Annotated in this window: 9 protein-coding genes; 1 reads left to right on the top strand and 8 read right to left on the bottom strand. The window is 67.6% G+C overall.

Translation table 11 applies throughout. The annotated features are described in order from the left end of the window. Positions 1–106: 106 nt before the first annotated feature. From WS75_RS02875 to WS75_RS02910, 8 genes are all read right to left on the bottom strand, one after another. Complete coding sequence (locus tag WS75_RS02875; protein WP_059679075.1) at positions 107–934, bottom strand: M55 family metallopeptidase; 828 nt, start codon at positions 932–934, stop codon at positions 107–109. Then, complete coding sequence (locus tag WS75_RS02880; RefSeq protein WP_059679076.1) at positions 931–2,010, bottom strand: DmpA family aminopeptidase; 1,080 nt, start codon at positions 2,008–2,010, stop codon at positions 931–933. The genes WS75_RS02875 and WS75_RS02880 overlap by 4 nt, the downstream gene beginning before the upstream one ends. Further along, positions 2,010–2,903 carry a glutathione ABC transporter permease GsiD gene (gene gsiD, locus WS75_RS02885; protein ID WP_059679077.1) on the bottom strand — a complete coding sequence of 298 codons (894 nt, stop codon included), beginning with the start codon at positions 2,901–2,903 and terminating at the stop codon, positions 2,010–2,012. Before gsiD ends, WS75_RS02880 begins: the two co-directional genes overlap by 1 nt. A 7-nt stretch (positions 2,904–2,910) precedes the next feature. Continuing rightward, complete coding sequence (gene gsiC / locus WS75_RS02890) at positions 2,911–3,831, bottom strand: glutathione ABC transporter permease GsiC (protein ID WP_057928296.1); 921 nt, start codon at positions 3,829–3,831, stop codon at positions 2,911–2,913. 67 nt (positions 3,832–3,898) lie between these two features. Continuing rightward, positions 3,899–5,461: a glutathione ABC transporter substrate-binding protein GsiB gene (gene gsiB, locus WS75_RS02895; protein WP_059679078.1), complete on the bottom strand. Its 1,563-nt coding sequence runs from the start codon at positions 5,459–5,461 to the stop codon at positions 3,899–3,901. Positions 5,462–5,590: 129 nt separating this feature from the next. Beyond that, positions 5,591–7,504: a dipeptide ABC transporter ATP-binding protein gene (locus WS75_RS02900; protein ID WP_059679079.1), complete on the bottom strand. Its 1,914-nt coding sequence runs from the start codon at positions 7,502–7,504 to the stop codon at positions 5,591–5,593. A 27-nt stretch (positions 7,505–7,531) separates the two neighbouring features. Next, the gene (locus WS75_RS02905) at positions 7,532–8,518 is read right to left on the bottom strand and encodes an isoaspartyl peptidase/L-asparaginase family protein (RefSeq protein WP_059679080.1); all 987 of its coding nucleotides are present in this window, start codon (positions 8,516–8,518) and stop codon (positions 7,532–7,534) included. Further along, complete coding sequence (locus tag WS75_RS02910; protein ID WP_059679081.1) at positions 8,515–9,471, bottom strand: MurR/RpiR family transcriptional regulator; 957 nt, start codon at positions 9,469–9,471, stop codon at positions 8,515–8,517. The genes WS75_RS02905 and WS75_RS02910 overlap by 4 nt, the downstream gene beginning before the upstream one ends. 450 nt (positions 9,472–9,921) lie before the next feature. On the opposite strand from WS75_RS02910, the gene WS75_RS02915 reads away from it, so the two are divergent. Further along, the gene (locus WS75_RS02915) at positions 9,922–11,193 is read left to right on the top strand and encodes an MFS transporter (RefSeq protein WP_059679082.1); all 1,272 of its coding nucleotides are present in this window, start codon (positions 9,922–9,924) and stop codon (positions 11,191–11,193) included. Positions 11,194–11,214 lie beyond the last annotated feature (21 nt).

Consider the following 11,214-nt stretch of genomic DNA (forward strand, 5'->3'; position numbering starts at 1 on the left):
AGGGACTTCATTGGAGCGGAGATGTCCAATACGTTTCATCTCGTGGGGCGTGGGCCGACACGGATTTCAGCGACGAGATCGCCGTCCGGCATCCAATCGGCACGCATCACCGCAGCATGAACGACATGGCCGACAGGCTGTTCAGCGTGCGCACCACGTGCTCCACCGACGGCCCGTCGAAGCGCAGCGTCACCGCATCGACCCGCTCGAGCGACGGCAGCACGCAGAACAGATCGGCGAGCGCGGCCGTCTGCACGCGCAGCGTGCAAGCAGCCGGCGCGGGCCGATGCGCACCCGCGCGCCAGCCGGACGACAGCGCGTACGCGACCGTTTCGCGTGCGGCGGTCGCGATGCGCGCGCAGGACGCCGCCGGCGTGAGCGTGTCGCCGCTCGATGCGCCGCCGGCCGTCTTGACCGTTTCGAAACGCGCGTCCGGAAACAGCGGCCGGGTTTCCTCGGCGAACACGTCGTCGCCCGACGCCAGCGCGACGTGCGCGCCATATTCGCGCGCCAGCGCGCCGTACAGCCCGGCTTCGCCGAGCTCGACGCCATTCAGCCACACCTGCGTGAACGCGAAGTTGTTGATGGTGTGCGCAAGCACGCCGCGCGTCTGCGATTTCGCGTGAAAGCCGATCATGAACACGAGGTCGGGCTGCTGTTCGAGGCCCGCCATCATCCCCAGCGTGCGCGGCTTGCCGAGCACGACGCGGGCACGGGCATCGAGCCCGTCGGGCAGCAGATTGCGGAAGCCGCCATGCGAATCGTTGACCCAGACGGCCTGCGCGCCGCCGGCGAACGCGCCTTCGATCGCCGCGTTCGCCTCGGCGGTCATCCAGCGGCGCGCACGTTCGTATTCCGGATTGCCGGCACGCGTCTGCTCGATGGCGAACACGCCGGCGACACCCTCGATGTCGGTCGAAATCAGAATCTTCATGAATGGATCGGACGTCCTTCGTTACCTTCGTTGAATAACCGATCGAGATCGGGCACCGCGTCGCGCAGCGATTGCCGCACGTGGCCGTCGCGCCCGGTCACGGTCACGGCCTGCAGCAGCGCGTCGGCGATCGCGTGCTCGACGCTCTCGGCCGCGGCCATGAACAGCGGATCGAGCGCCGCATCGGCCACGAGGGCCGGTAGCGCAATGGTCGACGCATCGTGCGCGATCGTGTACGCGGTCGAAAAGGCGAGCGCGATGTCGCCGCTGCCGTGCCCGTAAACCGAACCGGTGCGAGCGAGCCCCGCGCCCGCGCGGCGGGCGAGCCGCGACAGTTGCCGCGCGTCGAGCGGCGCATCGGTCGCCAGCAGCAGGATGATCGAGCCTTGCTCCGGCGCCGCCTGCGCGTCCGCGGCGGCACGCCGCTGCGCGACGATACGCCCGAGCGGCACGCCGCCGAGCGTCAGCATCGGCAGCCGGCCGAAATTCGCGAGCACCAGCGCGCCGACCGTGTACGGCCTGCCGGCCGCGACGGCCACGCGCGACGCGGAGCCGATCCCGCCCTTCAGGTCGAAACACGACATCCCGCGCCCGGCGCCCACCGCGCCACGTGCGAAGTCGCGCGCCGCGGTATTGCAGGCTTCGTCATAATGCGCGGCCGTCACCGCGAACGCCTGGATGTCGTTCAGATAGCCGTCGTTGCACTCGAACACGAGCGGGTTGACGGTCGACCAGTCGCGGCCGATGTGCGGATTCTTCGCGATCGCCGCGCGGATCTGCGCCTGTGCGACCGCGCCGACACCGAACGTGTTGGTCAGCGCGATCGGCGTGTCGAGCGTGCCGAGTTCGTCGACCTGCACGAGCCCGACGCTCTTGCCGAAGCCGTTGATCACGGCCGCGCCGGCCGGCACCTTGCTGCGGTAAGGGTCGCCCGGATGCGGCTTCACGACGGTGACGCCCGTCTGCACGTCGCCAGCATCGAGCGTCGCATGGCCGACCGTCACGCCCGGCACGTCGGCAATCGTGCCGCGCGGCCCGGCCGGCAGCGTCGTGCTCCACATCGGAACCGCACGCATCAGCGGCGCTCCAGCTTCGGGTCGAGCGCGTCGCGCAGTCCGTCGCCGAGCAGGTTGAACGCGAGCACGGTCAGGAAGATCGCGAGGCTCGGGAAGACTGCGATGTGCGGCGCCGTCACCATGTCGGCGCGCGCCTCGTTGAGCATCGCGCCCCACTCCGGCGTCGGCGGCTGCGCGCCGAGCCCGAGGAACGACAGGCTCGCGGCCGTGATGATCGACGTACCGATCCGCATCGTGAAATACACGACGACCGACGACACGGTCCCCGGCAGGATGTGTCGCATGATGATCGTCCAGTCGGACGCGCCGATGCTGCGCGCGGCTTCCACGTAGGTCATGTGCTTGAGCATCAGCGTGTTGCCGCGCACGAGCCGCGCGAACGCAGGAATGCTGAAGATCGCAACCGCGCAGATCACGTTGACCATCCCGTTGCCGAGGATCGCGACCACGCCGATCGCGAGCAGGATCCCCGGGAACGCGAACAGCACGTCGGCCACGCGCATCGTGATGCGGTCCCACCAGCCTTCGTAGTAGCCCGCGAGCAACCCGAAGAACGTGCCGATGAGCGCGCCGAGCGCGACCGAGAAGAAGCCGGCGGCGAGCGAGATGCGCGTGCCGGTGACGATCCGGCTGAAGATGTCGCGGCCGAGCGAGTCGACGCCGAACCAGTGCACGGCCGACGGCCCGGCGTTCAGCGCGTCGTAGTCGAAATAGTTCTCCGGATCGAACGGCACGATGTGCGGGCCGACGAATGCGAGCACGACGAGCGCCAGCACGAAACCGCCCGCGACCAGCGCGACGGTCTGCTTGCGGAACTTGCGCCAGAATTCGCGCCACGGCGTGCGGATCGCGCTCGATGCGGCCGACGCCGCGGGCTGGACAGTCGCGTTCATGCGCGCCTCACTTGAACCGGATGGTCGGGTTGATGACCGCGTACAGCACGTCGACGGTCAGGTTGATCAGGATGAATTCGAGCGAGAACAGCAGCACGATCGCCTGGATCACCGGGTAGTCGCGCATCGTCACCGCGTCGACCAGCAGGCGCCCGAGCCCCGGCCAGTTGAACACGGCCTCGACGACGATCGAGCCGCCGAGCAGGAAGCCGAACTGCAGCCCCATCATCGTGACGACCGGGATCATCGCGTTGCGCAGGCAATGCTTGAGCACGACCATCGGCTCGTGCACGCCCTTCGCTCGCGCGGTGCGCACGTAGTCCTCGTTGAGCACCTCGACGAACGACGCGCGCGTGAAGCGCGCCATCACGGCCGCGACCGCGGCGCCGAGCGTCAGCGACGGCAGCACGTAGCTCTTCCACGTGCCGTCCGGCACGACGGGCAGCCAGCCGAGCTTCACCGAGAATATCTCCATCAGCAGCATGCCGAGCGCGAACGCCGGAAACGAGATGCCCGACACCGCGATCGTCATCCCGAGGCGATCGGGCCAGCGGTTGCGCCATACCGCCGACGCGATCCCGATCGCCATCCCGAACGCCGTCGCCCAGACCATGCTGACGAGCGTCAGCAGCAGCGTCGGCATGAAGCGCTCGCCGATCTCGGTCGACACCGGACGCTTGCTGCGCGTCGACGTCCCGAAATCGCCGTGCGCGATCTTCACGAAGAAGTTCGCGAACTGCGCCGGCAGCGGCCGGTCGAGCCCGAGATCGGCGCGCACGAGCGCGACCGTCGCGTCGTCGGCTTCCGGGCCGGCCGCGAGCCGCGCCGGATCGCCGGGCAGCAGGTGCACGAACAGGAACACCAGCACCGCGACGATCGCGAGCGTGGGCAGCAGGCCGAACAGGCGTTTGACGAGAAAATTCAGCATGGGGCACCGATCGAATCAGCGCGCCGGCAGCGTGCGCCGCCGGCGCCGCGCAACGGGCGAATCGCCGTCATTTCACCGAGATTTCGTCGAAGTTGAACGAGCCGTCCGGCATCACGTACATGCCGTGCAGGCGCTTGCTGCGCGCATAGACGATCTTTTCCTGCACCAGGAAGATCCACGGCGCGTCGGCCCACACCTGCTTCTGCGCGTCGGCGTACAGGGCGGCCTTCTTCGCCTGGTCGGTCGTCTCGAGCGCCTTCGCGAGATCGTCGTCGACGACACCGTTCTTGTAGTACGCGGTGTTGTAGAGCTTCGGCGGCGCCGACGTGGACGCGAGCAACGGCGACAGCGCCCAGTTCGCCTCGCCCGTCGAGGCCGACCAGCCGCTGTAGTACATCCGCACCGGTGCCGTCGCCGGATCCTGCGCGCTCTCGACCTTCGCGACCCGCTCGCCGGCCTCGAGTGCCTGCACCTGCACCTTCACGCCGACCTGCGCGAGCTGCTGCTGGACGAACTGGATCAGCTTCTGCGCCGTCGAATGGTTGTACGCGGACCAAAGCGTCGACTCGAAGCCGTTCGGATAACCGGCCTCCTTCAACAGCGCGCGCGCCTTCGCCGGATCGTACGGCCAGGGCCCGAGCTTGGTCGCATATTCGACGCCCACCGGGGCGACGCCCGTCTGCGGGGTTGCGTAGCCGGCGAACACGACCTTCGCGAGCGCTTCCTTGTTGACCGCGTAGTTCAGCGCTTCACGCACCTTCGGATTGTCGAACGGCTTCTTCTGCGTGTTCAGCGAGATGTAGCGCTGGATGATCGACGGCCGCTCGATCAGGTCGACCTTCGGATTGCTCTTCAGGTCGGCAGCCTGCTCGAACGGGATCGTGAACGCGAAATCGGCCTCGCCGGTCTTGAGCAACGCGGCGCGCGTGTTGTTGTCGACCACCGGCTTCCAGTCGATCGAATCGACCTTCGGATAGCCCTTCTTCCAGTAGCCGGCAAACTTCTTCACCTTCATGTCGTCGGTCTGCTTCCATTCGACGAACTCGAACGGGCCCGTGCCGACCGGATGCAGCGACACGTCGCGCCCCCACTTCTTCAGCGCGGCCGGCGAAATCATCACCGCCGACGGGTGCGCGAGCGTGTTGATGAACGCGGAGAACGGCTCGCGCAGCGTGAAGCGCACCGTCATCGGATCGACCACCTCGGTCTTCTCGATCACGCGGAACAGCCCGTAACGCTTCAGCTTGTTCGCCGGATCGGTCACGCGGTCGAAGTTCGCCTTCACCGCCTCGGCGTTGAAATCCGTGCCGTCGTGGAACTTCACGCCCGGGCGCAGCTTGACCGTGTAGACCTTCGCATCGGGCGACGCCTGGTAGCTCGTCGCGAGCACGTTGACGAGCTTCATGTCCTTGTCGAAGCCGAACAGCCCTTCGTAGAACGACTTGACGACAGCTTGCGACACCGTGTCGTTCGCGTCATACGGGTCCATCGTCGTGAACGTCGAGTACACGGCGACCACGACGTTCTGTTGCGCGAACGCGGGCACGGCGACCGACAGCGCGAGCGCGCCAGCCCCCGCGGCGAACAACGCGCGCGGACGGAACATCGGGAACGAATGCGACTTGTTCATTTTGTCTGGCTCCTGTGGATGATTCGGTAACGCGTGGTGGAAATCGCGGCGTGACTGCATCCGCTCGGGAAAATGACGCCGTTGCCTGGCGCGTGCGCAGCTGCGGTCCATATCCGCCTCGTCGTGCAATCAATACGCGCCGCCGACGCGATGCGTCGCGACGTAATGATCGGGGCCGACCGCAACGAGCGGCGCGACGATCGGCTCGTCGCCGACCGCGCGGATCGGGCTCGGAATCTCGTCCGCCGCGAGCTGGCGCGGCGCATGCCGGCGCGCGGGGTCTGCCACCGGCACCGCGCTCATCAGCTTCTTCGTGTACGGATGCTGCGGCGCCTCGAACACCGCGCGGCGCGGGCCGATCTCGACGATCTGGCCGAGATACATCACCGCGACGCGATGGCTGATGCGCTCGACGACGGCCATGTCGTGCGAGATGAACAGATACGCGACGCCCAGCTCGCGTTGCAGGTCGAGCATCAGATTCACTATCTGCGCCTGCACGGACACGTCGAGCGCCGACACCGATTCATCGGCGATCACGACCTTCGGATTCAGCGCGAGCGCGCGTGCGATGGCGATCCGCTGACGCTGGCCGCCCGAGAATTCGTGCGGATAGCGGCGTGCGGCCTCCGGCGGCAGGCCGACCTTCTCGAGCAGCCAGTCGACGCGCGCCTGCGCGTCGCGGCCGCTCGCGACGCCGTGTACGAGCAGCGGCTCCATGATCGAGAAACCGACCGTCAGACGCGGGTTCAGCGACGCGAACGGATCCTGGAAGATGAACTGGATGTTTCGGCGCAGCGCCTGCAGTTCATGGCCCTTCATCGCGCTGATGTCGCGGCCGTCGAATTCGATCGAGCCGCTCTGCGATTCGACGAGGCGCAGCAGCGAGCGGCCGGTGGTCGACTTGCCGCAGCCCGATTCGCCGACGAGCGCGAGCGTCTCGCCCGCGCGCAGCTCGAAGCTCACGCGCTCGACCGCGTGCACGTATTGCGACACGCGGCCGAACACGCCGCTCTTCACCGGAAACCGCGTGACGAGATCGCGCACGCGCAGGATCGGCGGCGCGGCCGGATCGACGTGCGGCTGCGCGGCGACGGGGGCCGCGGCCGCGTCGTTCGCGGCAGGTGCCGGCGTGGCCGCGCTCGCGCCGTCCACCTTCAGCAGCGGGAATTTCTCGGGGTCATCGGTGCCCTGCATCGAGCCGAGCCGCGGCACGGCCGCGAGCAGCGCCCGCGTATAGCGATGCGCGGGCGTCGCGAAAATGCGTTCGGACTCGCCCTCCTCGACCTTCTCGCCGCGATACATCACGAGCACGCGATCGGCCACTTCGGCGACTACGCCCATGTCGTGCGTGATGAAGATCACGCCCATGTTCATTTCGTCCTGCAGGCCGCGGATCAACTGCAGGATCTGCGCCTGGATCGTCACGTCGAGCGCGGTCGTCGGTTCGTCGGCGATCAGGAGCGCGGGCCGGCACGACAGCGCCATCGCGATCATCACGCGCTGCCGCATCCCGCCGGACAACTGGTGCGGATAGCGCGCGAACACGCGGCGCGCCTCCGGAATGCGCACGAGATCGAGCAGCCGCAACGCTTCCGCGCGGGCTTCGGTCGCGCTCTTCGACTGGTGCAGCGCGATCGCCTCGCTGATCTGGTCGCCGACCGTAAACACCGGGTTCAGCGACGTCATCGGCTCCTGGAAGATCATCGCGATGTCCGCGCCGCGGATCCCGCGCATCGTCGCCGCGCTCGCCTGCACGAGGTCGACGAGCGCGCCGCCGCGACGCCGCAACGCGATCCGCCCGCTCGTGATCTCGCCGCCGCCATGCTCGACGAGCCGCATCAGCGCGAGCGACGTGACCGACTTGCCGGAGCCCGACTCGCCGACGATCGCGAGCGTCTCGCCGCGATCGACGTGAAACGACACGTTGCGCACCGCATCGAACGTCGCGTTTTCGCGGCGAAACATGACCGACAGGTCGTCGACGGCGACGACGCGCTGCTCCGGCAACACCAGCGCGGACGGGGTTCGGCTCGAAGTCATGCGGAGGTCTCCTCGTACGATCCGGAATCAGGCCGCATCGTCGCGATAGATGCCGACCACGGGCGTCTCGCCGACGCGCGCGTAGCCGCGATACATCCCTTCCGTGTTGAACGGCATCGCGACGTTGCCATGCGCGTCGACCGCGACGATCCCGCCGCGCCCGGCCAGGCGCGACAGCTTGTTCATCACGGCGTCGTGCGCGGCATCGGCGAGCGATGCGCCGCGATAGGCCATCTGCGCGGCCACGTCATGCGCGGTCGCGAGCCGGATGAACATCTCGCCCGTCCCCGTCGCGGATACCGCGCAGGTCGCGTCGTCCGCGTAGCAGCCGGCGCCGATGATCGGCGAATCGCCGACGCGGCCGGGCTGCTTGTTCGTGATGCCGCCGGTCGACGTCGCCGCCGCGATATGGCCGTGCACGTCGCACGCGACCGCGCCGACCGTGCCGTGCTTGCGGTCGGGATCGAGCGGCTCGGCCGGCTGCCCGGCGCCGAACGCGAAGGTCGCGGCATCGTGATCGAGCATCATGCCGGCCGCCGCGCGCGCCTTGACCCACTGTGCATGACGCGCTTCGGTGTCGAAGTAGCCGGGCTCGGCGAGTTCGAGGCCCTGCGCGGCCGCGAACGCGTCGGCGCCCGCGCCTGCCAACAGCACGTGCTCGCTCGCCTCCATCACGCGCCGTGCAGCGAGCACCGGATTGCGTACGCGGGTCGCGCAGCAGATCGCACCGGCCGCGAGCGTCGTGCCGTCCATCACCGCCGCGTCGAGTTCGTGTTTGCCTTCGGCCGTATAAACGGCGCCGCGCCCAGCGTTGAACAGCGGACAGTCCTCCAGCAGCCGTACCGCGACGGTGACGGCGTCGAGCGCGCTGCCGCCATCGGCGAGCACCTGTTGCGCGGCCTGCAGGATCGCGGTGAGTTCGGCGCGGTACTGGCGTTCGGTGTCGGTGTCCATCGCTTCGCGCAGGATCGTGCCTGCACCGCCATGAATCGCGACGATCGCGTGTGAAGTCATGATTTTTTCGGACCGGAGGAAGAAGGGTTGGCGGCCGGCAGCACCGCTTGCGGGCAGGTCAGCCACGGCAACAGGAATTCGGTCATTTCGGCGGCGGACTTCGCGGAGCGGTGCGTGCGCAGCGCGACCGCGTCGATCAGCGCCTCGATCATCGTCAGCACGGCCGCCTCCGACGTGGCCGCGAAACGCCGTTCGGCCTTGACGTACAGATTCAGCGACGCGATCGGTGCAAGCGGCGAACCTGGCCCGTCGGAGATGCCGAGCACGCGCGCGCCGCGCGCGGCCGCGCGGCGCGCCAGCTCGATCGTGTCCTTGACGTAGCGCGGAAACGCGAGCGCGATCACGAGATCGCGCGAGTCGGCCGTGTACAGGCGACGTGCCGCATGCGACGGCCCCCCGGGCAGCGCGAGCGACTGCACGTTGTCGTGACACACCGACAATCCGTGTTCCATCAGCCCGGTCAGAAACGCGCTCGAACCGGCGCCGAGAATCAGCACGCGCCGCGCGCCGACGATCGCCTCGACGGCCGCCTCGACGTCGGCCGCATCCAGCTGAGCACGCGTGTTCTCGATGTTCGCGACGGCCTGGTCGAACACCGCGTCGATCCACGCTGCGCCGCGCACGCCCTGCTCATGCTCTTGTTCCTGCTCCTGCGCGGAACGCAGCCGCTCGACCGGGCCGAGCGTCGCCTCGAAGCCGCGCACGAGCGCCGCGCGCATCGCCGGATAGCCGTCGAAACCCAGCGCCTTCGCGAAGCGGTTCGCAGTCGCGATCGACGCATTCACGGCCTGCGCCAGCTCGTCGATCCGCATCGTCGCCGCGCGAAACGGATTCGCGAGCACGAACTCGCCCATCCGGCGGTGGATCGGCGTCATCCGCGGCATGGCCGAGGCGATGCGCTCCGCGATCGCGGATTCCTGGTGACTGGCATCGTGCGGAACGAGAGGCGTCATGCGAATGGTTTTGCAAGGTTGATGAAAATCAATTTACACAACCTGCCGACCGGAAAAAAATAAATTTTCATCAGGGTTCCCACGCCCCCTGCCGGGCCCGCCTGATGCAGTCGGTCGTGCGACGGCCGCCCGACCGCCGTCGGGCCAGCATTCGGCGCCCTCGTCGCGCAACGCACCGAGGATCCCATTCGCGAACCTATCGGGAATACCCCAAGGATGTTCGTTCGAATGCAGATTCACATTGACCTGATTCGAATTCGAACATAGGATGCTCGAAAATGATCAGTCGTCTGATAACGTTGGCTTTCAATAGCAGCGAAATGTTCGATCGAATGCGGCGATTCCGATAGAAGCCAGGTGAATCGGCCGCTCATCAAGATCAGACATCGTACAAACATGACCGCATAAGACGCCCCCAGCCGGGCGACTTGCATGGCTCAGGAGACAGCAGTGAAAACAGTCAAGGCGTTGCGCTGGTGGATCATCGTGCTGGTATGTCTCGGCACGATCCTCAACTACCTCGCGCGAAATTCCCTCGCGGTGCTCGCACCGGAACTGAAGCAGGTGTTCGCGATCTCGACGCAGCAATACTCGTATATCGTCGGGGCATTCCAGATCGGCTACACGATCATGCAGCCGGTATGCGGGTTCATCGTCGACCTGATCGGCCTGCGGGTCGGGTTCGCGCTGTTCGCGATGCTGTGGTCCGTGGTCGGCGTCGCGCACGGCTTCGCGTCGGGCTGGCTGTCGCTCGGCATCCTGCGCGGCTTGCTCGGGCTGTTCGAGGCCGCCGCGATTCCGTCAGGGATGAAGGCCGTCGCCGAATGGTTTCCCGATCGCGAGAAATCCGTCGCGGTCGGCTACTTCAACGCGGGCACGTCGCTCGGCGCCGCGATCGCGCCGCCGCTCGTCGTGTTCCTGTCGATGCGATTCGGCTGGCAATCCGCGTTCATGGTCACCGGCGCGCTCGGCTTCGTGTGGGCCGCGCTCTGGTACACGCAGTACCGGTCGCCGGCCGATCATCCGCGCATCACGTCGCAGGAGCGCACACTGATCCGCGACGGTCAGGCCACGATGCCGGCCGCGTCGAAGCGCCGGATTCGCGACGTCGTCACCGCGCGCCGTTTCTGGGCGATCGCGCTGCCGCGCTTCTTCGCGGAACCCGCGTGGCAGACTTTCAGTTTCTGGATTCCGCTGTACCTCGCCACCGAACGCCACATGGCGCTCACGCAGATCGCCGTGTTCGCGTGGATGCCGTTTCTTGCGGCCGATCTCGGCGGCATCGCCGGCGGCTATCTGTCGCCCTACCTCGCGAACCGATTCAAGCTGCCGCTCGTGTGGTCGCGTGTCGCCGGCGTCGCGCTCGGCGCGGTGCTGATGCTGGGGCCGGCGATGATCGGGCTCGTGTCGTCGCCGTACACGGCCATCGGCCTGTTCTGCGTCGGCGGCTTCGCGCACCAGATGATCTCCGCGCTCGTCAACACGCTGTCGGCCGACGTGTTCGATCCCGAGGAAGTCGGCACCGCCAGCGGCTTCGCGGGCATGGCCGCGTGGATCGGCGGGCTCGGCTTCTCGCTACTGGTCGGCGCGCTCGCCGACAAGATCGGCTACGCACCGCTGTTCGCGTGCCTCGGCCTGTTCGACATCATCGGCGTCACGCTGCTCGCGGTGCTGATCCGCGGGCAGTCGAAGCAGGAGCGCCTGCTCGCGCAGCACGCCTGACCTCCGTCTTCACCAGGAATC

The organism is Burkholderia sp. FL-7-2-10-S1-D7, assembly GCF_001524185.1.
In the GTDB taxonomy this organism is placed as follows: Bacteria; Pseudomonadota; Gammaproteobacteria; order Burkholderiales; family Burkholderiaceae; genus Burkholderia; species Burkholderia diffusa.

Coding starts and splice junctions, on each gene's coding strand:
- WS75_RS02910 (WP_059679081.1), bottom strand. CDS start 9,471: ATGACGCCTCTCGTTCCGCACGATGCCAGTCACCAGGAATCCGCGATC.
- WS75_RS02900 (WP_059679079.1), bottom strand. CDS start 7,504: ATGACTTCGAGCCGAACCCCGTCCGCGCTGGTGTTGCCGGAGCAGCGC.
- gsiD (WP_059679077.1), bottom strand. CDS start 2,903: ATGAACGCGACTGTCCAGCCCGCGGCGTCGGCCGCATCGAGCGCGATC.
- WS75_RS02875 (WP_059679075.1), bottom strand. CDS start 934: ATGAAGATTCTGATTTCGACCGACATCGAGGGTGTCGCCGGCGTGTTC.
- WS75_RS02880 (WP_059679076.1), bottom strand. CDS start 2,010: ATGCGTGCGGTTCCGATGTGGAGCACGACGCTGCCGGCCGGGCCGCGC.
- gsiC (WP_057928296.1), bottom strand. CDS start 3,831: ATGCTGAATTTTCTCGTCAAACGCCTGTTCGGCCTGCTGCCCACGCTC.
- gsiB (WP_059679078.1), bottom strand. CDS start 5,461: ATGAACAAGTCGCATTCGTTCCCGATGTTCCGTCCGCGCGCGTTGTTC.
- WS75_RS02905 (WP_059679080.1), bottom strand. CDS start 8,518: ATGACTTCACACGCGATCGTCGCGATTCATGGCGGTGCAGGCACGATC.